Raw genomic sequence first — 21,700 nt, forward strand, 5'->3', positions numbered from 1 at the left:
GTGTTCAGGCATCGAGGATGTCCGCTTGCCTGGTAAGGCTCAGCAATAGCCCTGCTTCTACCTCCTGTTGTGCCTGGGTCAAGGCGTTCGTGGCCTTGACATACGCTTCCTCATTGAACGGAACCCTGCGCAATGTGCCGTTTTCGTCCAGCGCCGGTATGGGCTTTTTCGGGAACAATACTTTTATTATCGCGTTGTCCAGGTAAGTGATCGGCTCCTGGCTTTCGTCCAGGCAATAAAAGAGGTAATCGAGGCCTGGGCGCCAGAAGTCGGTAATGGCTTCGAACTGACTGGCATATTGGCGCTTGAGGTAGTCAACCCAGACCGGCTGTTCGCTCATCCATTGCTGCCTGGCGGTGGTGTCAGCATCGAGTTCCAGCACGGCAGCGCGAACGTTGTCGATGATTTGCTGGTTGATCCTTGCGGCATTGCGATAGAGCATGCCGCTGCTGGGTTCGGGGAAATCGAGCTTTCCGCTCAAGGACTGGCGCAGTGCCAGGCGGACTTCTATGTCGTCGACCAGGCCTGTGGCCAGGTCCGCATCGGGGAACGCCGCCGCGACGTCCAGCACGTCACGGTCCGGTAACTGACCGGCATGCTCCTGCAGCGCCCGCTTGCGCGAACTGCGTTGCAGGCTGATGCGATCGGCCAGTTCGTTGACTTTCTCGCGACGGTACAGCTTGCGGTAAAGGTCGAGCAGCGGCTTGGCCGTGTCTTGTGCCCACCCAGACACTTGGTTGACCAGCAATTCCACTTCCAGAGCGCTGAATGCTTCGGCGCCGGCATCACCGCAAGTTGGCGGGAAGGATTGCGCCACCTCGTTCAAACGCTCGCGCAGCGCCGTGTCCCCATGGGCGTGCTCCAACAGTTCCCACACTCGCGCACGCAGGCCATCCGGATCCCTTCGCGCTTCCACTGAGTTGGTCAGGCGCTCCAACACCGCTTGCAGGTCGCCATTGTCGTTCTGATCGAACAGATCGGACCACAACTGCAGCTGATGGTCGGTCGCGGAATCGCGCCAGAGCCCTTGCCACTCCGGCCTTTCCGGCGTGTGCTCGAAAATATTGACGCCGCTGGCTCGTAGCCGACTGGCCGACTCGGCCTCCAGGTTGTTGTAGTTGAACAGCCAGCGGCGCTCGGGCAAGCGGGCGGCGAGGTCTCGCGCATACGGACTGCGCAGGATGCTTGCCAGGTCCGGAACTTGGCGAATGCGGTTGGATGAGAGGTCCAGGTAGCGCAACTGGTACTGTGACTGATTCATCAGGTTGCTCAAGCCAGGGGGAAAGGCCCGCAGATGAGCGTTGGACAGGTTCAGGTGCTGCAACCGCGCCATGTAGCGTATATCAGGTGCGCGCTGCAGCGGGTTGAAGTCCAGCTCCAGTTGCTGCGGATGGATCATGTCCTGAAAGCGCGTGGCGAGGTTTTCATCGAGCGTGATGAGATTGTGCCCCAGCCTCAGGACATCCAGTGGTCGGCCGCAAAGGAAAGTCAATGTCGCTTCATCCAGTGTCAACTGGTTGCGCCGCAGGTTCAGCTGGCGCAGGTCTGGCATCGCTGCCAGCACTCGCTGTGCGGTGGGCGAGAGGGTAGCAAGGGTGTTGTTGGTCAGGTCCAGCGTGCGCAGCCTGGGCACCGATTCGAGTGCCTGGAACAGCGCTTCCCCGTCGATTTCTCGGTTGTTGGTGACTTCCAGCACTTGCAGGTTGGGGAAACGTGACAGGAACGTGCTGTCCAGTCGTTGCAGCTGAAGCTCGTTCAGCTTGAGCTCACGGATGTGGAGCAGGCTGGCTGTGATCGCTGGCAACTCGGGTAACCGAATACGCTCCAGCTCGAGCGTGCGACCCTTCCGCTGCCAAGCCTCGATGAGGCGATCAGTGCATCTTTGTCGATCGAGGCGCTCGAAGATGTCGTGTGGGCTCTTGTACCACGCCTCCAGATAACTATTCAGATCTCTCCACTCTGTTTCCAGTTGCCGAATTGCCGAGCCGAGATCACCGGTCTGGCTCAGTTCGCCCCTCAGGGCGTTGATCTCGTTGCTCTTCAGCGAGGGGAAAAGTGATTTGAGCCGACGTATTGCGGCGTATGCGCCGATCGGGCCTGTTCCTCGGCCACTGAGTGGGTAACCGAATCGTCCATGTGCCAGGCGCATGGGCGAGCGGAAGCCTGGCTTGATCGGCTGCTGGCCCAGCAGTGCGGCGCAGCCCGAGCGGTCGGCGACGGCGCTGGCGAACACTTCGGTCTCAGTCGCCTGCGGCTTTTCGGCTACCAATGCATCGCGCAGCAGTTGGCTGTCATCATTGGCCAGGTCTGCTCGGTACAGGCCGGTCAAGGCACGATCGAGGCGGGCGCGGGCCTGCAGGTAGCGGGCTTCTTCAGCCACGCGCAAGGGCACGCGTCCGCTTTTCAGGCGATCGCGTTCGGCGCTGTCGGCATGCGCGACGAGCTCTTCCAGGGCATTGTCAGGCAAACCGGGGAACTGGCGGCCCAAGGTCTTCGCTTCGTCGCCAAGCGCTGCGCGATGGCTTTTCAGCATGCTCTCGAAGACTTCGCGACGACGCGCTGACAGGCGGTTGGCCAATAGCTCGTCAAGGGCTTTCGGGCGCTGCTCAACTGGCGTATCGGGTAGCAGCTGTTCTATGACATCTTCATCCATCCCCGCCAGGACAATCTTGCTCAGTTCGCCATTGTCAAGCTCTTCGCGGCCGATCTCTATCTGCAACGTGTCGGCTTTTGGCTCCGCTCCGAAGTAGACCGCCTCTCCCCATTTTTCGGCACCGGTGAAGACCTTCAGCCTGTAATGCGCAGGCCAACCAGGCATCTGTACCAGTTCGGGCAGCGCGAAATTCATATGCGCAGCCAACGGCAGGCCGTGACGTACTCGGGTGATGATGGTCTGCACGTCGTTGGTCAGTCGCAGGCGCAGCAAGGCATCGGCCAACAGAGCCGGGGGCCGCGAACCGTTGACCTGGCTGTGACGCAAGGTGTCTGCATCGACCTCGGTTATACGCAAGGCGGCAAGTTGCTCCGATGCATCCAGCCCCTGGCTGAATTGGCCCAGCCCTTCGAGCAACTGCGCATCGTCCCATTCGAGCGGGTTGTCATGCGCCAATTGCCAACGCTGGTCGCCGAGGTAGCGCAAGGCCGGTGCGTAGGCATCGGGGGCGTTCGGGTGACGCACATGCCACTGCCCGCCGGTTTCGAACACCTCATACAGTTTGCCTTGCAGCCAGACGTGGCTTTTGCCATCGAAGATGTAGAGCCCTTCGGAATTTGTCGGCACTCCGACTGGCAAGGAGTCCGAGGTGCTGTAAGGGCCCATGTCTGGGTGCCAAAGCCGTTCGCGGCCACCTTTCAATACACTTTCCAGCGCATCGACGAACCCCGATGCCTTGAGCGCGCTGCTGCCGGCGGCGAAGCCGGCAACAACGGCGGCATTGATGGCCAGCGACTCGAGTTGTTGCAGCGCTTCCTGGGTATCGCCTTCTTCCCAGGCTTCGAACCCGGTGAACACCGAATCCATGAGGTCGTAGGCGAATACTCCAAGCATCGCGGCATCCAGCCCAGGTACGAAGAAGGCGGCCACGTTCAGAACGTTCATGCCGGCGTCCAGCCAGTGTTGCAGCCGTTCCTTGCGTGCCTTGGCATCGGCATCGGCGGTTGGTACCGCGATCGTTCTGGCAGTTGCCTTGAGGCGGCGCTTGTGGTCTTTGTAAAGCACCTGCCAGATGGGAAGCGCCAGGCGGGTTCGCTTGAAGTGCAGTTCAGGCTTGTCCTTGGGTCTGCGCGTGGAGGTACCCTGCTCGAACAGGGCATGTTCGAGCTTGCGGCTGAACTCGACCTGGTTGTCCTTGTCAGCGAAGCTGATCAAGTGCTGTCGAAACGTGGTTTGCAGCAGGCGTTGACGTATGTGAGCACCGGCCTTTTGCAAAGAAGCGAACTCCCTCAGCGGGTGTTGTGCATCCTGGGGAATGTAGAGCATGCACGGGTTGGTCTGGTCGGCTTCATCAGGGCCCAGCAGCAGTACGCCATGAATCGGGATGCCGAGCAGGCTGAAGCGCCAGCAGCGAAGCTTGTGTTCGCCATAGCGAGGCGTGCTTTCGTTGTCGCATAGCTGTACAAGGGCATCGCGACCTTTGAGCGTCAGCAGGCTCTTGAGGTAAGCGATCATCGCCTCGGTTTTCAGTGCCTGCTGGCTTGCATCGATCCACTGCTGCTCGATTGCGGCTTTTCTGGGGCCTTCATAGATACTCTGCAGGTGGTCTTGATACTGCCGGCCCAGGTCCAGGCTTCGGCAAAGGTTCACGAACGCTTCGGGTTCCAGCCCAGGAAGTGAGGCGTCGTCGTCCGGGCCAAGGGTCAGGGTGTCGAACGGGCCCACTTCGTCGGTGCCTTCGAAATTGTGCAGGGCGGCCTCCAGCAGCGTGCGCTTCTGTGGCGGCCCTTCGGGGCGCTTGATGTACGTCTCGTCACCGCCGAGTGAGAAATCGAGGCCGGGGACATTCACCAGCGTGGTGTACACCTTGAACGGCTGGTGCAGGTACTGGGCCTTGTCCGCTTTGACATCCGGGCCCAACCGGCTCTCGAGCAAAGGCTTGCAGAATTCGCTGATCTGCCTGAAGTCCTCGAGCAAGGCCCGCAGAGCTTTGAACTCGGCATCGCGGGCGCTGATCAGCTGCCGTAAACGCGCCTGGTCTTCATCGCTGGCTGCGGCGTACCAGGCGTAAGGTGAACCGTTTTCGTCGAGGTAGTCCTTGCGGATGCTCTGAACGACGCGGCGGGTATGGTCAGGGTACATCGTTCGGCACCAGTCAGGCAGGTTACGGACAATCTGGGCCTGATGGAAAGGCATGGGTGTGCTGGACATGCTGAAGTCTCCGTTGTCGATGGAGGGGCCAGTCGACAGGTTTCGGCTCGGCATGCGGTGGTATTTAGTTGAACGCACAGGTCGGTCCTGTGCACGAGAGCGTCGGTAGGGGAGCAGCGCGGGCAGGGCTGTTGGGAGATGGTGGGGCAAGGCATGGGGTAGGCATGTCGTGTGGATGACGCCGGCACGTGGGGTATGGGCCGACGTCATGTGATGCCTGGCCATGGGCCGGCGTTCTATCAGGGAGAACTACGATGCATTCGCTGTGCAGTCCCAAGGATCACCTGCTGGACCTCGACGGTATTGAAATAGCGGTACGCACCTGGGGGGCGGAGGACGGCATCCCGGTGCTGGCTCTGCACGGGTGGCTGGACAACGCCGCCTCGTTCGAACGCCTGGCACCGATGCTCGACGGCTGCTTCGTGGTCGCCCCCGACCTGGTTGGCCACGGCCGCTCGGACCATCGCCGCCACGACAGTGGCTACTACCTGTGGGAACATGCCGAGGACATGCTGGCAGTGACCGACAGCCTGGGCCTGTCGCAATTCCATGTGCTGGCCCATGGCATGGGTACCGGGGTGGCATCGCTGCTGGCGGCCATGACCAGCGGTATTGCCAGCATGACCTTCCTCGACGGCATGGGCGCACCGTTCACGGTGGCCGAGGATGACCGCGTGCAGCACCTGGCCCGGGCCTACCGGCTCAAGCGCATGGTGCAGCGCAGCCAGTTGCAGGGTTTTTCCGAGCCGGACGTCGACCGTTTCGAGGACCTGGACACGGCGTTGGAACAACGCCGCGAGCGCCTGGACACCGAGCTGTCGGAAGAGGCGGCACGGCTGCTGGCGCTGCGTGACCTGCTGCAACTGGGCGAGGGCTATTGCTGGCGCCACGACCCACGTCTGGTGCTGCCCGAACCCATGCCGCTGACCGAGCGCGAAGCCTGTGACCTGCTCAGCCAGATCCGTTGCCCGTTGTACCTGCTGTTCGGGCGCCAGGGGGCATTCACCGGCGAAGCCTTTACCCGGCGCCAGGCGGCCTTGCCCAGCCAGGCGAAGATCTCCTGGCATCCGGGCGGGCACCACTTCCACCTGGATGCGCCGGACCGGGCGCTGGTCGATCAGCTGCTGCGCATCCTCACCCGCCATGAAGGGGGCGTTCTGCAACGGTTGGTAAACGAGTAACTGGATATGGTCATGCCATGCGCACGTGGGCTATGGTGGTTAATCTCATCGGGCTTGCGTGATCCCTTGTGGGAGGTTGTCCAGCTCTTTGGGCTGCACTGTCGCGCAGATAACAGATATCGCTCGCTTGGTGCGTCCATTGTAGGAGCAGCCTTGTGCTGCGAAGAGGCCGGTAAAGGCAACGGACAAGCATTGTCGGTACCGACCTCTTCGCAGCACAAGGCTGCTCCTACAGGCCCCTGGCAAACCAATGAGCCAAACCACAGGAATCCAGCGGCCACAAGGAGCCTTGGCATGCGACCATTCGTCATCAAGCACATCGACCACCTCGTTCTGCGGGTCAGCGACCTGGAGCGCAGCGTCGCCTTCTACACCGAGCTGCTCGGCTGCACGGTCAGCCGCGTGCGCGACGACCTGGGCATGGTCCACCTGGCCACGGGCACGGCGATGATCGACCTGGTGACCCTGGACGGTCCCCTGGGCCAGCCAGGTGGTGCGGCACCGGGGACCGAGGGGCGCAACCTGCACCATTTCTGCTTGCGCATCGAGCCGTTCGACGAGGCGGCACTTACGGCCTACCTGCAAGCTGCAGGGGTTGAAGTCGAACCTGCCGAAAAACGCTATGGCGCCGAAGGCGAGGGGCTGTCGCTGTACTGCTACGACCCCGATGGCAACCAGGTCGAGCTGAAAGGGCCGGTATTGGCAACGGAGGCTCCATGAGCAACCTGCACACCCGCGAGCGGTAGGGATTGCGCAAGGTTCAGGTGGATATCCCGGCAAAGCCTATTATGCTTCATTTACCTTGCTGCGATCCGAGGCGGCCAGCCTCGTCGTGCTTCGCATATCCAAAGCAAGCCCCCCAGGGCCTGGGTGCGACGGTGAAAAAAATATGAGGTGCTCCCGGCCTGCATGACGACAAGACGGAGGCACCCCATGGCGGTTCTCGACAGCACATCCACGGGCAGCGCGCCCCAACGCGGTATCACCCGGGAGGAGCGCAAGGTCATCTTCGCCTCGTCCCTGGGCACGGTATTCGAATGGTACGACTTCTACCTTTACGGCTCTCTGGCGGCGATCATCGCCAAGCACTTCTTTGCCGGGGTCAATGAAACCACCTCGTTCATCTTCGCCTTGCTGGCCTTTGCCGCCGGCTTTGCCGTGCGGCCATTCGGCGCCATCGTGTTCGGTCGCCTGGGCGACATGATCGGGCGCAAGTACACCTTCCTCATCACCATCGTCATCATGGGCCTGTCCACCGCTGTGGTGGGCCTGTTGCCCAGCTATGCCACGATCGGCGTGGCAGCGCCAATCATCCTCATTAGCCTGCGCCTGCTGCAGGGCCTGGCACTGGGTGGCGAGTACGGCGGTGCGGCCACCTACGTGGCCGAACATGCACCCAAGGGCCGGCGCGGCTTTTTCACCGCCTGGATCCAGACCACGGCCACCCTGGGGCTGTTCCTCTCGCTGCTGGTGATCATGGCCTGCCGCACGGCCATGGGTAACGAGGTGTTCGAGGCCTGGGGCTGGCGAGTGCCATTCCTGCTGTCGATACTGCTGCTGGCGATTTCGGTGTACATCCGCATGCAACTCAACGAGTCGCCGGTGTTCATGAAGATGAAGGCCGAGGGCAAGGCGTCCAAGGCGCCACTGACCGAGTCGTTCGCCCGCTGGGACAACCTCAAGGTGGTGGTCATGGCGCTGCTCGGTGGCACCGCCGGCCAGGCCGTGGTGTGGTACACCGGGCAGTTCTATGCGCTGTTCTTCCTGTTGCAGATGCTCAAGATCGAGCCGCAGACCGCCAACCTGCTGATTGCCGGTTCGCTATTGATCGGCACACCGTTCTTCATCTTCTTCGGCAGCCTGTCCGACCGCATCGGCCGCAAGAAAATCATCATGGCCGGTTGCATCATCGCCGCGCTGACCTACTTCCCGATCTTCAAGGCACTGACCCAGTACGGCAACCCGGACGTGTTCGTCGCCCAGGAGCAGAACCCGGTGGTGGTGATGGCAGACCCTGCCCAGTGCGCGTTCCAGTTCGACCCGGTGGGCAAGGCCAAATTCACCAGTTCGTGCGATATCGCCAAGAGCCTGCTGGCCAAGCGGGCCATCCCCTATACCAACGAAGCGGCAGAACCTGGCAGCGTGGCGCAGATCCGCATTGGTGAACGAGTGCTGCCAAGCTTTGATGGACGCAGCCTGGCGGCAGCGGACTTCAAGGCACAGAGTGATGCCTTTACCGCGACCTTGACCGGGGCGTTGAAGGAAGCCGGCTACCCGGAAAAGGCCGACCCGGCGAAGATCCACTACCCGATGGTGCTGTTGCTGCTGACCATTCTGGTGATCTACGTGACCATGGTCTACGGGCCGATCGCGGCCTGGCTGGTGGAGCTGTTCCCGGCACGCATCCGCTACACCTCGATGTCGCTGCCTTACCACATCGGCAACGGCTGGTTCGGCGGCTTCCTGCCGACCGTGGCGTTTGCCATGGTGGCGGCGACCGGGGATATCTATTACGGCTTGTGGTACCCGATCGTGATTGCAGTGATGACGGCGGTGCTGGGGATCTTCTTCCTGCCAGAGACCAAGGACCGCGATATCAACCACACTTGAAGTTGAGGCTGCCTGTACCGGCCTTTTCGCGGGCTTGCCCGCTCCCACAGGGATACCACTGTGCCCTGTGGGAGCGGGCAAGCCCGCGAAGAGGCCGGCACAGTCAACCCATCAGTCGAAATAGCCACGCAACCCAAAGGCATATCCGGTATCCACCCCAGCTGCCTCGCCGCGGCTCCAGCGCTTCTTCAACACGAACTCGAACGCTGGCTCGTACAGCCCGTCCCGCACCAGTGCACCCGCCAGCACCTCCACGTCATACCAGCCATTGTCCAGCTCGATGATCGGCCGCCCCGGCACCTGGTAGCGCGCCATCAGGTCACCCAGTGTCTTGGGCGTGAAGTGCTGCAGGATGCGCCAGGTGTACAGCATCAGCGCACCGTGCTCGACCTGCAGCACATAGCCATTGCGGCGGTGCTTCAGGCGGCTGCCGGGTTCGCGCAGGGCCGGGGTATGGTTGTCCAGGGTGAACAGGATGCGGTAGGGCAGGTTATCGACCCCGGCCAGTGGCAGCACGACCCCTTCGCGCACGGCCTGGTCGCCGCTGTCGCCGTGGGTGAAGGCATGGGCAAGGTCGTCGGGCAATTCATGTTGTTGCTTGAAGCGCTCGAGCAACTGGATATCGCCGAGCAAAAAGTAGTCGACCAGGTCGTTGAGCACTTCGCTGAATTCGTGGCGCATCTGTTTTCCTTGTTGGTGCGCGTGAGGGCAATGGCAAATGTAGCACTTCAGATTGGCTTCAGATTGCCCCCTGATACTGCCCCCAACACCTGACTTGAAAGGGGGACCGCCATGACTCAGGCAGACAGCGCCAGCCTGTTTCCACTGGCTATCGGCAGCCACGGCGAGCGCCTTGCCCGCATGACGCTGAAACGCCCGGGGGAGCCCGGGCGCGACGAGCTGGAACAGTTCATTCACGCCCGCTTTGCCTGTGCGCACCACGCCGACGTGCAGCACTACCTGCCCGAACTGCTCGGCCTGCATGACAGCCACGGGCGCCTGATGGCCGCCGCCGGCATACGCCTGGCCAGCAGTGGGCCGACCTTTCTCGAGCGTTATCTGGATGAGTCGCTGGAAGCGGCCGTGACCCGGTTGTCTGGCAGCTCGGTGAGCCGTGCACAGTTGGTGGAAGTGGGCAACCTGGCCGCGCTCAGCGCCGGCAGCGCGCGGATCATGATCATTGCCGTGACCTGGTTGCTGGCTGCCCGCGGTTTGCAGTGGGTGGCCTTCACCGGTGCCGCGACCCTGGTCAACAGCTTTCATCGCCTGGGCCTGGTGCCGACGGCGCTGGCCGTGGCCGACCCTGGCCGGCTGAACGGCGATGCCGACAGTTGGGGCAGTTACTACGCGCAGCACCCGCAAGTGTTCGTTGGCAACATCGGCTACGGCCATGCAGCCCTGGCCCGCGGCGGCGTTTTCGAGCGGCTGGGCTTGCCCGCGAGCGTGCAGGAGGCCGGCCATGCCGCGTGAATGCCAGCTGTTCAGGGAAGTGTTGCAACTGCATGCCCGCCACCGAGGGGCGCAACCGGCGTTGCTGGGTCTTGGCGGGCCGTTCACCTATCAACAATTGCTGGACGAGGTCGAGCAACGCCAGGCCTGGCTGAGCGCGCAGCCACCGGGCACTTTCGCCCTGGCCCTGGAGAACGGTCCCGAGGCGCTGTTCTGGGACCTGGCGGCGCTGTTCGCGGGGCGCCCCATCGTTATTCTGCCGGCGTTCTTCAGCAGCGCCCAGCGCCGCCACTGCCTGGCACAGAGCGGGGCGGTGCTGGCGCTGGCCGAAGAGGCTTTCGCTGACGACTTGCACGCCAGCGGCTTCACTGCCGGTGAGCGCTTCTGGAGCCGGCAGCCGCCAGCGGCCGCACCCTTGCCGCCGGGCACCGCGAAAGTCACCTACACCTCCGGCAGTACCGGTGCACCCAAGGGCGTATGCCTGAGCGCCGAGGCCATGCTGCGGGTAGCGCGTGAGCTGGAGGCTGCCAGCCGACCCACGGCGCCCGGCAAGTACCTGGCGGTATTGCCTCTGGCGGTGCTGCTGGAAAACCTGGGCCTGTACGCGGCCCTGCTGGCCGGGGCGAGCATTGCCCTGTATCCGCAGGCGCAACTGGGTTTTCGCGGTGCCAGCCAGGTCGACTTCAAGCAATTGCTGGGCGCCATCGCCTTGAGTGGTGCCGAAAGCCTGATCCTGGTGCCGCAACTGCTGCTTGGGCTGGTCACTGCCATCGAGCGCGGCCTGATGCGGGTCGGCCCGTTGCGCTTCGTGGCGGTGGGCGGCGCGCGGGTGGCGCCGAGCCTGCTGGCCCGGGCCCAGGCCATCGGGCTACCGGTGTTCGAGGGCTATGGCTTGTCCGAATGCGCTTCGGTGGTATGCCTCAACCGCCCCGGGGCGCATCGTGCGGGCAGTGTCGGGCGGCCGCTGCCGCATGTGCAGGTGCGCATTGCCGAAGATGGCGAAGTGCAGGTGGCCGGTTCGGCGTTGCTCGGCTACCTGGGCGAACCACCCTTCAGCGAGCCGTGGTTGTCGACCGGTGACCTGGGCCACTTCGACAGCGACGGCTTCCTGTACCTGGCCGGGCGCAAGAAGCACCAGTACAGCACCAGCTTCGGGCGCAACGTCAACCCCGAATGGGTCGAGGCCGAACTGACCCAGGGCGGGGTGATCGCCCAGGCGTTCGTCCACGGCGAAGGCCTGGCACACAACCTGGCGTTGATCTGGCCGCTGGACCCGCAGGCTGACGACCACACCCTGGAACAGGCCATCCGCCAGGCCAATGCCGGCCTGCCGGACTATGCCCGGGTGCATGCCTGGCGGCGTCTGCCCGAACCTTTGAGTGCCGCCGGGCAAACCCTGACCGCCAACGGCCGGCCACGCCGCGAACAGATCCTGCGGTGTTACCAGTCCCTGTTATCCGACCTTCAATGATCTACGAGGTTTGCCATGCTTTTCTTCGACATGCTGCAGCAGGAAACCGCCGACGAGCGTACGGCATTGTTCAGTGTCCCGGTCATCCGCGACGCGCTGGCCGGCAAGGCCAGCCTCGAGGCCTATGTGGCCTTTCTCACCCAGGCCTACCACCACGTGCGGCACACCGTGCCATTGATGATGGCCTGCGGGGCCCGTTTGCCGGCGCGGCTTGAGTGGCTGCGCGGCGCAGTGTGCGAGTACATCGACGAGGAGTACGGCCATGAGCGCTGGATTCTCGATGACATCGCCGCCTGTGGTGGCGACCCGCACCAGGTTGCCGGCGGCCGGCCGGCATTGCCCATCGAGCTGATGGTGGCGTTTCTCTACGACCAGATTGCCCGTGGCAACCCGGTCGGGCTGTTCGGTATGGTCAACGTGCTCGAAGGCACCAGCATTGCCCTCGCCACCCAGGCAGCCGGTACCCTGCAGAGCAGCCTCGGCCTGCCGGACAAGGCTTTCAGCTACCTGAGTTCCCACGGCGCCCTGGACCAGGACCACATGGCCACCTACCGTGGCCTGATGAACCGTCTGGACCAGCCCGAAGACCAGCAGGCGGTAATCCACGCTGCCAAAGTGGTGTATCGCCTGTATACCGCCATGTTCGAAGGGCTGCCGCGTACCGCGCAGCAGGAGGTAAAGCATGCGCTTGCCTGATTGCGTGGCGGTGCTCACCGGTGCCAGCGGTGGCATCGGCCTGGAGTTGGCGGCCCAGCTATGCAGTGCCGGTGCTCGCGTACTGGCGGTCAGCCGGCAGCAGGGCAAGCTGACCGAACTGATGGCGCGCTACCCCGGGCAATTGCGCTGGCAGCAGGCCGACCTGCGCTGCGCCGAAGGCCGCCGTGACGTGCTGGAGGCAGCGCGGGCGATGGGTAGTTGCAACCTGTTGATCAACGCCGCCGGGGTCAACCGCTTCGCCTTGCTCGAACAGATGGACGAGGCCGCCCTCGACGAGTTGTTCGACCTCAACATCAAGGCCGCCGTGCAGCTCACCCGCCTGTGCCTGCCGCTGCTGCGCGCCCAGCCCAGTGCGCTGGTGGTGAACGTGGGGTCGATCTACGGCTCCATCGGCTACCCAGGCTACGCCACCTACTGCGCCAGCAAGTTTGCCTTGCGCGGGTTCTCCGAGGCATTGCGCCGCGAGCTTGCCGACACCTCGGTGAACGTGTTGTATGCCGCACCGCGCACTACCCGCACGACGATGAACAGTAGCGCCGCGCAGGCCCTTAATCAGGCGTTGAAGGTAGGCGTCGATGACCCGCAGGATGTCGCCCGGGCAGTGCTCGACGCGGTACAGGCCGAGCGCAGCGAACTGTACCTGGGTTGGCCGGAGAAACTCTTCGTGCGCCTTAACGGCATGCTGCCAGGCGTGGTCGACCGCGCCCTGCGCAAGCAATTGCCGCTGATCCGTCGCTACAGCAACTGGCACAGCAAGGAGTCGAGCAAATGAAACGTCTGATACTGGCCAGCCTGCTGGCCATCGCCCCGTTCACCTGGGCCCTCGACCAGAACGGTACCCAGCAACTCAACGCCATCCAGCAGCGCTGGGCGGTGGTTCGCTATAACCTGCCCGAAGCCCAGCGTGCCGGGGCATTCGAGGCCCTGGCGGCACAGTCGGCGGCGTTGGTGCGCCAGCATCCGGGCTCGGCCGAGCCGCTGATCTGGGACGGCATCGTCAACAGCAGCTGGGCCGGCGCCACCGGTGGGCTGGGCGCGTTGGGCAAGGTCAAGGCCGCCCGCGCCAGCCTGGAAAAGGCCCTGGCCATGGACCCCAAGGCGCTGCAAGGCTCGGCCTACACCAGCCTGGGCGCGTTGTACGACCAAGTGCCCGGCTGGCCATTGAGCTTCGGCGACCAGGCCAAGGCCGAGGCCATGCTGCGCCAGGCGCTGGCGATCAACCCCGACGGTATCGACAGCAACTATTTCTGGGCCGACCACCTGTACCGCCAGAACCGCTACGACGAAGCCCGCGCCGCCCTGCAAAAGGCGTTGCAGGCACCGCCCCGGCCCGGGAGAGAGTTGGCCGACCAGGGCCGGCGTGGTGAAATCGATGCTTTACTCAAAGCGATCAAGGACAAACAGGATTAAGCATGCGCCTGCTGCTGGTAGAAGACGACGCCGCGTTGGGGGAGGGGATTTGTGACGGCCTGCGCCGCGAGGGCTATACCCTCGACTGGTTGCAGGATGGCGCCAGTGCCTTGCATGCCCTGTGTCACGAAGAGTTCGACCTGGCCATCCTCGACCTGGGCTTGCCGCGCCTGGATGGCATCGAGTTGCTGCGGCGCCTGCGTGCGGCCGGGAAGAGCCTGCCGGTGCTGGTGCTGACCGCCCGCGACGCCACCGATGACCGCATTGCCGGGCTGGATGCCGGTGCCGACGACTACCTGGTCAAACCCTTCGACCTCAACGAACTCAAGGCCCGCTTGCGGGCCTTGCTGCGGCGCAGTAGCGGCCGCGCCCGGGTGCTGATAGAGCATGCCGGGGTATGCCTGGATCCGGTCAGCCAGCAGGTGCACTACCTGGGCCAGCCGGTGGTACTCACGCCCAAGGAATACCTGCTGCTGCACGAGCTGCTGGCCCAGCCGGGCAAGGTGTTTACCCGCGAACGCTTGACCCAGTTGCTGTATGGCTGGGATGAAGAGCCGGAGAGCAACACCCTGGAAGTGAACATCTACCACCTGCGCAAGAAGCTGTTCAACGGCCTGATCCGCACCGTGCGCGGGATTGGCTACCTGGTGGAACGCAAGTCATGAGCTCGTTGCGCCAACGCACCTTGTGGCGGGTGATGCTGCTGTTGCTGGTCGGCAGCGGGTTGCTGGCGCTGTACAACTATCACGACAGCCACCACGAAATTAACGAAGTGTACGACGCCCACCTGGCGCAGAACGCCCGGCTGCTGCAGGGCATCATGAGCCTGCCGGTGCAAGAGCAGAGCCGTGACGAGTTGTACCGCGCCTTCGACGAGGCCTTGAGCAAGGCCGGGCACCACAAGGTGGGGCACCGCTACGAGAGCAAGCTGGCCTTCCAGGTATGGGCCGACGACGGCGGGCTGCTGGTACACACGCCCAGCGCCCCGCAGCTGGGGCAGGCGCCGCGGGTGCCGGGTTTTGCCGACGTGGTGGTGGATGGGCGCCGTTGGCGCAGTTTTGTCTTGCCGGTGCCGGAAAAACACTGGGTGATCTGGGTGGGCGAGCGCAACGACGTGCGTGACGACCTGATCGAACGCATCGTGCAGCACACGCTGTTGCCATTCCTGTTCGGCAGCCTGGCCCTGGCCTTGCTGGTGTGGGCGGCCATAGGCTGGGGGCTGCGGCCGCTGCAGAACATGGCCAGGGTGATCCGCGCCCGCCACGCCGAGTCGCTCGAGCCGTTGCAGCTGGTGCCGTTGCCTAAGGAGCTGGAGCCGATGCAGGCGGCGATCAACCGCCTGCTCGGGCAGATCGACGACCTGCTGCGCCGCGAACACCGTTTCATCGCCGACGCTGCCCACGAGATGCGCACGCCCTTGGCCATCCTGCGCCTGCATGCGCAGAACGCCCTGAATGCAGACAGCGCTGCCGAGCGGGACAAGGCCCTGCAGTTCCTGATGGGCGGCGTCGACCGCCTTGCCCGGGTGGTCAACCAGTTGTTGACCCTGGCCCGCCTGGAGCCGCGACCAGGCCGGCGTGACTGGCCGCGGGTGGACCTGGAGGGCGTGGTGGCCGAGACCCTGGCAGAGCTTACCCCCTGGATACTGGAGCGCGGGCTGGAGCCTTCGCTGGACATCGCTGCCGGCGACTACCATTTGCATACCGACGCTGGCGCGTTGGGTATTGCCTTGCAGAATCTGGTGGCCAATGCCGTGGACCATTCGCCTGCAGGCGGTCGCATCACCGTGACACTGCAGCGCGAAGGCCAGGCCCTGCTGGTCAGCGTCGACGACGAAGGGCCGGGCATAGCGGTGGTTGACCAGCAGCGGGTGTTCGAGCGTTTCTACAGCAAGGGCTCGACCAATGGCGCCGGGCTGGGGTTGTCGATCGTCAGCACCATCATGACCCGCCTCGGTGGCAGCGTGCAGTTGCGCAACCAGACGCCACACGGATTGCGCGCGACCTTGCGCCTGCCCGTGGAGCCCTGAACGCTTGCTAGTGTTTCTGGGCGATCTGGATCAGGTTGCCGCAAGTGTCATCGAACACCGCTACGGTGACCGGCCCCATGGCAGTAGGCGGTTGGGTGAACTGCACGCCCGCTGCGCACAGCCGGGTATATTCGGCCTGGATGTCCCGCACGCCGAACGAGGTGGCGGGGATGCCGTCCTGCTTGAGCGCGGCCTTGTAGACCTTGGCGGCCGGGTGCGCGTCGGGCTCGAGCAGCAGCTCGACGCCGTTGGGGTCGTTGGGGGAGGTGAGGGTCAACCAGCGGTGTCGGCCCATGGGGATGTCGTGCTTGGGCTCGAAACCGAGTACGTAGTGGTAGAAAGCCAGGGCTTTGGCCTGGTCGTCGACGAGGATGCTGGTGACTATGATCTTCATGAACGCACACCGTATGCCTGGAGTCGTTGAGTACCAGTAAAGACAATCAGCGGCATTTGGCCAGGGCACCGGGTTCACTGCTTACCCTGCAACGCGATCCGACAGCATTTCTCTTCACGGTCAAAGTTCCAGATGGGTTGGTGGCAATGGGGGTTGTAGCGTTGATCGGGCGATACCACCCAAACCAAGGAGTGAACCCCATGCAAGAAGAACCCGTTAACGAGCCAGACGACACGCTCGACCACGAACAGCTGGAAAATGCAGAACCGCAGGCAACGTTGTCCCGGCGCAAGCGCGGTATAGGGCCAGTAGTCGGCATGCCCTGCAGGCCAGGGTACAAGCTGATTGGTGATGACTGTGTAATCGCCAATATCGATTTCGAGTGAAGCAAAGGGGGGGGCGCATCGCGCCCCTCGTAAAAACCTGCTCAAGCCATAGGTAAATCCTTCATCACCCGGCCCCCACCCGGCCGCTGCCGAGGGTAAAGTGACAGGCATGATCCCAGCGCGCCCAGACCGGCGTCAGAGAGGTGCCCGTGGCGGCCTACACATTGCGACAACTCAAGTACTTCGTCACCACCGTCGAGGCCGGCAGCGTGGCCGAGGCTTCACGCCAGCTGTACATTGCCCAGCCGTCCATCTCCACGGCCATCAAGAGCCTGGAAGAAAGCTTCGGCGTGCAGCTGTTCATCCGCCACCACGCCCAGGGTGTGTCTCTGACGCCCAGCGGCAAGCGCTTCTATGCCAAGACCAAGTCGCTGCTGCAGATGGCCCACGAATTCGAGCAGAACGCCCTGGCCGACAACGACACCGTAGCCGGGCAAATCGACATCGGCTGCTTCGAAACCGTGGCACCGCTGTACCTGCCGCGCCTGATCGCCGGCTTTCGCCAGCGTTACCCGGGGGTGGACATCCGCCTGCGCGACGGCGAGCAGCAGGACCTGATCCAGGGTCTGACTGCCGGTACCTTCGACCTGGCGTTCCTCTACGACCATGACCTGGACGGCACCATCGAGGCCGAGCCGCTGATGCCGCCGCAGAAGCCCTATGTGCTGCTCCCCGAGAACCACCGCTTCGCCGGGCAGGCCCAGGTGTCGCTGCGCGATCTGTGCCCGGAGCCGATGATCCTGCTGGACGTTGCCCCCAGCCGTACCTACTTCGTCAGCCTGTTCAACGAAATGGGCCTGACGCCCAATATCGTCTTCAGTTCGCCGTCGATCGAGATGGTACGCGGCATGGTCGGGCAGGGCTTTGGCTTTTCGCTGCTGGTGACGCGGCCGCATTCGGAGTACACCTACGACGGGCAACGTCTGGCCATGCTGGATATCGCCGAGCCAGTGGCGCTGTCAGGGCTGGCGGCGGCGTGGTTGAAACGGGTGCAACTGACCAAGCCGGCGCAGTTGTTCGTCGAGTTTTGCCGGGAAGAACTGGCCAAGTTCTGAAACGGGCACGCCATGCATCCTTCTGCCGAGGCATGGCGTGCCTGCTGATCAGGGGTTGACCTGATAGCCACGGCCTTGCAGGCAGCCGGCGTAGGCACTGGCATGAGCCTGGGCTTTCGCTTCGTCCTGGCCGCGCCTGTCCTGACGGCGGTCCTGACGCTGGCGCATGCCACCGACCGCAGCACCGGCGGCGGCCACTTCGCCGGCGCGGTTCTGTCGGTATTGCACCTTGGCATCGTCACCGACCCGGTCATACAGCTCGTCGTGCTGGTTGCCGCGCACCTGCGCGCCTGCCGCACCGGCAACCGCGCCGGCGGCGGCACCGCGTACCCGGCCACCGACATGGGGGTCGCTGGAGGTCGCGGCACTGTTCGCGGCATTGGTCGCGACAGTATTGCAATCATTGATATCCAGTTGCATCTGCTGGCTGCTCTGGCCCTTGAGCGGCACCACCGACTGCGCCTGGGCTGCCGATGCCGCGCACAGCAGCACCAGCAGGCAACTCCACGTGAACGTACGCATGGCAAACCTCCAGCGGGTGGGGATCCCGTTTCACAGGATAGTTCTCTTTGCTGCCGATGATGGCAGTTTTGCCGGGATGGTCTAAACCGGATATCAAACGTGGTTCGCCTGCGTATCACGGCGTGAATCCGGGCTACCTGTGGAAACCCCATGAGCCAGAGCCAGCAACTGATCATCTGTGAGTACTGTGACACGGTGTACCACCGTGCGCCGTTGCTCAAGCACCAGCGCGCCGTTTGCCAGCGCTGTGGCGGCGTACTGTACCGGCATACCTCGCTGACGGTGCAGCAACGCCTTGCCCTGAGTGTGACGGGTGGCATCCTGCTGGTGTTCGCCAACGCCTACCCGGTGATGACCATCGGCATGCAAGGGCTCACCCATTCCGCGACATTATGGGACTCGGTACAGATCCTCAGCCACGGCAGCATCACCTTCATCGCCCTGGTCATGGCCCTGTCGATCATCTTTGCGCCGGTGCTGCAGATTACCCTCTTGTGCTGGGTGTTGGGTTTCGCCCTGGCCGGCCAGCGCGCCCCCGGTTTTGCCCTGTGCATGCGCAGCCTGGAGGGCCTGCGGCCTTGGAGCATGCTGGAGGTGTGCCTGCTGGGGGCGATGGTGGCGGTGATCAAGCTGGCGGGGTTTCTCGATGTGATACCTGGCATCGGCCTGCTGGCGCTGGCGGCGCTGAGCATGCTGATCATCCATATCGCCGGCAAGGACATCCGCGGCCTTTGGGAGCAGGTATGAATACCCCGGCCAACGCCGACGACCTGGGCCTGTGCCTGTGCCATGGCTGCGGTCAGGCCTGCGAACTGGGCAGCGACAAGCACACCTGCGAGCGCTGTGGTGCCGCCATCCACCGGCGCAAGGCCAATGCCATCAGCCGTGGCTGGGCGTTTCTGCTGGCGGCGCTGGTTTTCTACATTCCCGCCAACCTGCTGCCGGTGATGCACACCGAAATGCTCGGCAGTGGCAGCGAAAGCACCATCGGCGGCGGCGTGCTGGAGTTCTGGGAGGCAGGGGCCTGGGACATCGCGCTGATCATCTTCATTGCCAGCGTGGGTGTGCCGGCCATCAAGTTCTTCTCGCTCGGCCTGTTGCTGTTCACCGCCCAGCGCGGTTCTACCTGGGCCTGCCGGCAGCGCTCGCAGCTGTACCGTTTCGTCGAGCTTATCGGCTACTGGTCGATGCTCGATGTGATGGTGGTGGCGCTGGTGGCGGCGCTGGTGCAACTGCGCGGGCTGGGCACCATCGAACCGCGGGTGGGCATCCTGTTTTTCGGCATGGTGGTGGTACTGACCATGTTTTCTGCGATGAGCTTCGATCCACGCCTGATCTGGGATAGCCGTACCAACGAGGGAGGCCGCATTGATGGTGCAACAGACTGACAAGCGCGATGGCGCGGGGCAGGTTGAAGTGCGCACCCGGCGCTGGAGCGTGTCGCTGGTATGGATCGTGCCGATACTGGCGATCCTGATCGGCGCTTCGCTGGTGGTGCGCAACTGGATGCAGCAAGGCCCGGTCATCGCCATTTCCTTCCACACCGGGGAAGGGCTGGTGGCGCACAAGACCCAGGTCAAGTACCGCAGCGTGGTGATCGGCGAAGTCACCACGGTGGACCTGGCCGACGACAAGAAGAGCGTGGTCGCCAAGGTCCAGCTGTCCAACGACGCCCGTGCGTTCGCCACCCAGGGGGCGCGCTTCTGGGTGGTGCGGCCACGCATTGGCGTGGGCGGCGTGTCCGGCGTGGACACGCTGCTGTCGGGCAGTTTCATCGGGGCGGATTCCGGCGAATCGAAAGTGCCGGAAAAGTCCTTTGTCGGCCTGGAGCTGCCACCGCCGATCACCTACGACGAAAAGGGCAAGCGCTTTGTCCTGACCGCAAGTGACCTGGGCTCGCTGGATATTGGCTCGTCGATCTACTACCGCAAGATCCCGGTGGGCGAAGTGGTGTCATTTGCCCTGCAGGGCGATGGCAAGGGCGTGGAGATCGGCGTGTTCGTGCAGGCCCCTTACGACAGCTTCGTCACCGCCGATACCCGCTTCTGGAACGCCAGTGGCGTCGACATGCAGATCGGTGCCAACGGCCTGAAGATCGATACCGAATCACTGTCATCGATCCTGGTGGGCGGGTTGGCCTTTGGCTCGCCCGACTTCGCCCCGCAAGCCGAGCCTGCTGCCGACCAGGCGCACTTCCAGCTGTTTGCCGACCGCGATGCCGCTCTGGCACCGCCCAGTGGCCAGGCCCAGTACCTGCAGTTGCGCTTCGACCAGGCCATGCGCGGCTTGTCGGTAGGCGCCCCAGTGGAGTTCAAGGGGGTCGAGTTTGGCCGAGTCACATCGGTGCAGCTCGACTATGATGCCACCCGCCAGACCTTCCCGGTGGTGGTCGAAGCGGTGATCTACCCGCAGCGGCTGGGGCCGGTACACCGCAAGATGCTGTCTGTGTTCAAGCATTCCGAAGGTGACATGGACGGCGCGCGACGGTTGATCGGCACCTTCGTCGAGCACGGCCTGCGGGCCCAGGCGCGCAGCGGCAACCTGATCACCGGGCAGATGTTCATCTCCCTGGACTTCTACCCGGATGCCCCCAAGGTGGCCTTCGACAAGACCGCAGACCCTATCACCATCCCCACATTGCCCGGCAGCCTGGAGCAGCTCCAGGAACAGCTGCAGCGGGTGGTGGAGCGCATCAGCAAACTGCCGCTGGAGAGCATCGCCAGCAACCTGGACGGCAGCCTGCGAGAGCTGCGTGCCAGCCTCAAGCAGTTCAATGGCCAGACGCTGCCGGAGGTGAAGGTGGCACTGGACGAAGTGCACAAGACCCTGAGCACGGCCAATTCGGCCATTTCCGAGGACTCGCCGCAGCGCGAGCGGATGGGGGAAACCCTGGACGAACTGGAGCGCATGTCGCGTTCGCTGCGTGACCTTGCCGATTACCTGGGGCGGCACCCCGAATCACTGATACGCGGCCGGCCGAAAGCGGCCACTGCCGCCGAGCTGGAACCCTGAGGAGACAGCCGATGCTTCGACTGCGCAATGTATGTGGCGCCGGCCTGCTGGCAGTGCTGTTGGGCTGCAGCAGTACCCCGAACAACTATCACACGCTGGTACCGAGCGAGCCTGTACGCGACGGTGGCCAGCGCATCCAGGTGGCGAGGGTGGTCGTGCCGCCGCAAGTGGACCGCCCGCAGTTGGTGGTGCGGCAAGGGCAGAGCGGCCTGGCCATCCTCGAGACGGAGTGGTGGGGCGCCAACCTGGTGGATGAGTTTCGCAGCGCCTTGCAGGACCAGTTGGGCGGGCCGGTGGGTGGCGGCAAGGTGTTGTTGCGCGTGGACGTGCAGCGCTTCGATACCGTGCCGGGGCGCTACGCCTCGCTGGAGGCGGTATGGCGCCTGACGCGCTCGGGGGAGGCCGAACTGACCTGCCGTACCTCGCTACAGACGCCCGCAGACAACAGCATCGCCAGCCTGGTCAATGCCCACCAGGCCAACCTGCGCAAACTGGCCGAGGCGGTGCGGGTGAGTGCCCGTCAGGGCAGCTGTTCTGCATCCTGAGCGTCTCGCGGACCGTTGTAGGAGCGGCCTTGTGTCGCGATAGGGCCGCATGGCG

The 21,700-nt window shown here is 63.8% G+C and carries 20 protein-coding genes; 16 read left to right on the forward strand and 4 right to left on the reverse strand.

Annotation, left to right across the window (positions count from 1 at the left end):
• Positions 1-4: 4 nt before the first annotated feature.
• A complete protein-coding gene (locus M1D87_RS11000; protein ID WP_421091791.1) occupies positions 5-4,864 on the reverse strand; it encodes an NEL-type E3 ubiquitin ligase domain-containing protein in 4,860 nt (1,619 codons plus the stop codon).
• Between the two features lie 254 nt (positions 4,865-5,118).
• Here M1D87_RS11000 and M1D87_RS11005 point away from each other — a divergent pair, with 254 nt between their 5' ends.
• From M1D87_RS11005 to M1D87_RS11015, 3 genes are all read left to right on the forward strand, one after another.
• Positions 5,119-6,045: an alpha/beta fold hydrolase gene (locus M1D87_RS11005; RefSeq protein ID WP_015269963.1), complete on the forward strand. Its 927-nt coding sequence runs from the start codon at positions 5,119-5,121 to the stop codon at positions 6,043-6,045.
• Positions 6,046-6,339: 294 nt separating this feature from the next.
• Positions 6,340-6,765: a VOC family protein gene (locus tag M1D87_RS11010; protein WP_123084962.1), complete on the forward strand. Its 426-nt coding sequence runs from the start codon at positions 6,340-6,342 to the stop codon at positions 6,763-6,765.
• A gap of 213 nt (positions 6,766-6,978) precedes the next feature.
• Complete coding sequence (locus tag M1D87_RS11015; RefSeq protein ID WP_013972077.1) at positions 6,979-8,655, forward strand: MFS transporter; 1,677 nt, start codon at positions 6,979-6,981, stop codon at positions 8,653-8,655.
• A gap of 111 nt (positions 8,656-8,766) precedes the next feature.
• On the opposite strand, the gene M1D87_RS11020 is transcribed toward M1D87_RS11015, so the two are convergent.
• On the reverse strand, positions 8,767-9,336 hold the full coding sequence (locus M1D87_RS11020; RefSeq protein WP_013972078.1) for a hypothetical protein: 570 nt from the start codon (positions 9,334-9,336) through the stop codon (positions 8,767-8,769).
• Between the two features lie 111 nt (positions 9,337-9,447).
• On the opposite strand from M1D87_RS11020, the gene M1D87_RS11025 reads away from it, so the two are divergent.
• The 7 genes from M1D87_RS11025 to M1D87_RS11055 are packed head-to-tail and all read left to right on the forward strand — an operon-like array spanning position 9,448 to position 15,731.
• Positions 9,448-10,125: a thermostable hemolysin gene (locus tag M1D87_RS11025; protein WP_123084963.1), complete on the forward strand. Its 678-nt coding sequence runs from the start codon at positions 9,448-9,450 to the stop codon at positions 10,123-10,125.
• Positions 10,115-11,575: an AMP-binding protein gene (locus tag M1D87_RS11030; RefSeq protein ID WP_024086784.1), complete on the forward strand. Its 1,461-nt coding sequence runs from the start codon at positions 10,115-10,117 to the stop codon at positions 11,573-11,575. Before M1D87_RS11025 ends, M1D87_RS11030 begins: the two co-directional genes overlap by 11 nt.
• A 15-nt stretch (positions 11,576-11,590) precedes the next feature.
• Positions 11,591-12,271 carry a TenA family transcriptional regulator gene (locus M1D87_RS11035; protein ID WP_023663323.1) on the forward strand — a complete coding sequence of 227 codons (681 nt, stop codon included), beginning with the start codon at positions 11,591-11,593 and terminating at the stop codon, positions 12,269-12,271.
• Entirely contained in the window at positions 12,258-13,064 is an 807-nt protein-coding gene (locus M1D87_RS11040) for an SDR family oxidoreductase (RefSeq protein WP_013972081.1), read from the forward strand. The genes M1D87_RS11035 and M1D87_RS11040 overlap by 14 nt, the downstream gene beginning before the upstream one ends.
• The gene (locus tag M1D87_RS11045) at positions 13,061-13,702 is read left to right on the forward strand and encodes a tetratricopeptide repeat protein (RefSeq protein ID WP_013972082.1); all 642 of its coding nucleotides are present in this window, start codon (positions 13,061-13,063) and stop codon (positions 13,700-13,702) included. Before M1D87_RS11040 ends, M1D87_RS11045 begins: the two co-directional genes overlap by 4 nt.
• A 2-nt stretch (positions 13,703-13,704) precedes the next feature.
• Positions 13,705-14,367: a response regulator gene (locus M1D87_RS11050; RefSeq protein WP_039613344.1), complete on the forward strand. Its 663-nt coding sequence runs from the start codon at positions 13,705-13,707 to the stop codon at positions 14,365-14,367.
• Positions 14,364-15,731: a sensor histidine kinase gene (locus M1D87_RS11055; protein WP_123084965.1), complete on the forward strand. Its 1,368-nt coding sequence runs from the start codon at positions 14,364-14,366 to the stop codon at positions 15,729-15,731. Before M1D87_RS11050 ends, M1D87_RS11055 begins: the two co-directional genes overlap by 4 nt.
• A 7-nt stretch (positions 15,732-15,738) precedes the next feature.
• On the opposite strand, the gene M1D87_RS11060 is transcribed toward M1D87_RS11055, so the two are convergent.
• The gene (locus M1D87_RS11060; RefSeq protein WP_013972085.1) at positions 15,739-16,125 is read right to left on the reverse strand and encodes a VOC family protein; all 387 of its coding nucleotides are present in this window, start codon (positions 16,123-16,125) and stop codon (positions 15,739-15,741) included.
• A gap of 200 nt (positions 16,126-16,325) precedes the next feature.
• Here M1D87_RS11060 and M1D87_RS11065 point away from each other — a divergent pair, with 200 nt between their 5' ends.
• Both M1D87_RS11065 and M1D87_RS11070 read left to right on the forward strand, forming a co-directional pair.
• Positions 16,326-16,511, forward strand: coding sequence for a hypothetical protein (locus M1D87_RS11065; RefSeq protein WP_015269971.1), 186 nt, complete (start codon positions 16,326-16,328; stop codon positions 16,509-16,511).
• 149 nt (positions 16,512-16,660) lie between these two features.
• Positions 16,661-17,566, forward strand: coding sequence for a LysR family transcriptional regulator (locus M1D87_RS11070; RefSeq protein ID WP_013972086.1), 906 nt, complete (start codon positions 16,661-16,663; stop codon positions 17,564-17,566).
• Positions 17,567-17,614: 48 nt separating this feature from the next.
• Here M1D87_RS11070 and M1D87_RS11075 read toward each other — a convergent pair whose 3' ends face one another.
• On the reverse strand, positions 17,615-18,088 hold the full coding sequence (locus M1D87_RS11075) for a YMGG-like glycine zipper-containing protein (protein WP_123084966.1): 474 nt from the start codon (positions 18,086-18,088) through the stop codon (positions 17,615-17,617).
• A gap of 150 nt (positions 18,089-18,238) precedes the next feature.
• On the opposite strand from M1D87_RS11075, the gene M1D87_RS11080 reads away from it, so the two are divergent.
• Genes M1D87_RS11080 through M1D87_RS11095 form a run of 4 tightly spaced genes read left to right on the forward strand, consistent with a single transcriptional unit; the run spans position 18,239 to position 21,645 of the window.
• The gene (locus M1D87_RS11080; protein ID WP_013972087.1) at positions 18,239-18,835 is read left to right on the forward strand and encodes a paraquat-inducible protein A; all 597 of its coding nucleotides are present in this window, start codon (positions 18,239-18,241) and stop codon (positions 18,833-18,835) included.
• Entirely contained in the window at positions 18,832-19,476 is a 645-nt protein-coding gene (locus M1D87_RS11085; RefSeq protein ID WP_024086789.1) for a paraquat-inducible protein A, read from the forward strand. The genes M1D87_RS11080 and M1D87_RS11085 overlap by 4 nt, the downstream gene beginning before the upstream one ends.
• Positions 19,460-21,100, forward strand: a complete 1,641-nt coding sequence (locus M1D87_RS11090; protein WP_123084967.1) for a PqiB family protein — start codon at positions 19,460-19,462, stop codon at positions 21,098-21,100. The genes M1D87_RS11085 and M1D87_RS11090 overlap by 17 nt, the downstream gene beginning before the upstream one ends.
• An 11-nt stretch (positions 21,101-21,111) precedes the next feature.
• Entirely contained in the window at positions 21,112-21,645 is a 534-nt protein-coding gene (locus M1D87_RS11095) for a PqiC family protein (RefSeq protein WP_013972090.1), read from the forward strand.
• The last annotated feature ends 55 nt before the right edge of the window (positions 21,646-21,700 follow it).

It is taken from the genome of Pseudomonas sp. SA233, assembly GCF_054792385.1.

What these genes read in the sequence shown, in the direction of transcription:
- M1D87_RS11000 (WP_421091791.1), bottom strand. Translation starts at nt 4,864, where the DNA reads ATGTCCAGCACACCCATGCCTTTCCATCAGGCCCAGATTGTCCGTAAC.
- M1D87_RS11005 (WP_015269963.1), top strand. Translation starts at nt 5,119, where the DNA reads ATGCATTCGCTGTGCAGTCCCAAGGATCACCTGCTGGACCTCGACGGT.
- M1D87_RS11010 (WP_123084962.1), top strand. Translation starts at nt 6,340, where the DNA reads ATGCGACCATTCGTCATCAAGCACATCGACCACCTCGTTCTGCGGGTC.
- M1D87_RS11015 (WP_013972077.1), top strand. Translation starts at nt 6,979, where the DNA reads ATGGCGGTTCTCGACAGCACATCCACGGGCAGCGCGCCCCAACGCGGT.
- M1D87_RS11020 (WP_013972078.1), bottom strand. Translation starts at nt 9,336, where the DNA reads ATGCGCCACGAATTCAGCGAAGTGCTCAACGACCTGGTCGACTACTTT.
- M1D87_RS11025 (WP_123084963.1), top strand. Translation starts at nt 9,448, where the DNA reads ATGACTCAGGCAGACAGCGCCAGCCTGTTTCCACTGGCTATCGGCAGC.
- M1D87_RS11030 (WP_024086784.1), top strand. Translation starts at nt 10,115, where the DNA reads ATGCCGCGTGAATGCCAGCTGTTCAGGGAAGTGTTGCAACTGCATGCC.
- M1D87_RS11035 (WP_023663323.1), top strand. Translation starts at nt 11,591, where the DNA reads ATGCTTTTCTTCGACATGCTGCAGCAGGAAACCGCCGACGAGCGTACG.
- M1D87_RS11040 (WP_013972081.1), top strand. Translation starts at nt 12,258, where the DNA reads ATGCGCTTGCCTGATTGCGTGGCGGTGCTCACCGGTGCCAGCGGTGGC.
- M1D87_RS11045 (WP_013972082.1), top strand. Translation starts at nt 13,061, where the DNA reads ATGAAACGTCTGATACTGGCCAGCCTGCTGGCCATCGCCCCGTTCACC.
- M1D87_RS11050 (WP_039613344.1), top strand. Translation starts at nt 13,705, where the DNA reads ATGCGCCTGCTGCTGGTAGAAGACGACGCCGCGTTGGGGGAGGGGATT.
- M1D87_RS11055 (WP_123084965.1), top strand. Translation starts at nt 14,364, where the DNA reads ATGAGCTCGTTGCGCCAACGCACCTTGTGGCGGGTGATGCTGCTGTTG.
- M1D87_RS11060 (WP_013972085.1), bottom strand. Translation starts at nt 16,125, where the DNA reads ATGAAGATCATAGTCACCAGCATCCTCGTCGACGACCAGGCCAAAGCC.
- M1D87_RS11065 (WP_015269971.1), top strand. Translation starts at nt 16,326, where the DNA reads ATGCAAGAAGAACCCGTTAACGAGCCAGACGACACGCTCGACCACGAA.
- M1D87_RS11075 (WP_123084966.1), bottom strand. Translation starts at nt 18,088, where the DNA reads ATGCGTACGTTCACGTGGAGTTGCCTGCTGGTGCTGCTGTGCGCGGCA.
- M1D87_RS11080 (WP_013972087.1), top strand. Translation starts at nt 18,239, where the DNA reads ATGAGCCAGAGCCAGCAACTGATCATCTGTGAGTACTGTGACACGGTG.
- M1D87_RS11085 (WP_024086789.1), top strand. Translation starts at nt 18,832, where the DNA reads ATGAATACCCCGGCCAACGCCGACGACCTGGGCCTGTGCCTGTGCCAT.
- M1D87_RS11090 (WP_123084967.1), top strand. Translation starts at nt 19,460, where the DNA reads ATGGTGCAACAGACTGACAAGCGCGATGGCGCGGGGCAGGTTGAAGTG.
- M1D87_RS11095 (WP_013972090.1), top strand. Translation starts at nt 21,112, where the DNA reads ATGCTTCGACTGCGCAATGTATGTGGCGCCGGCCTGCTGGCAGTGCTG.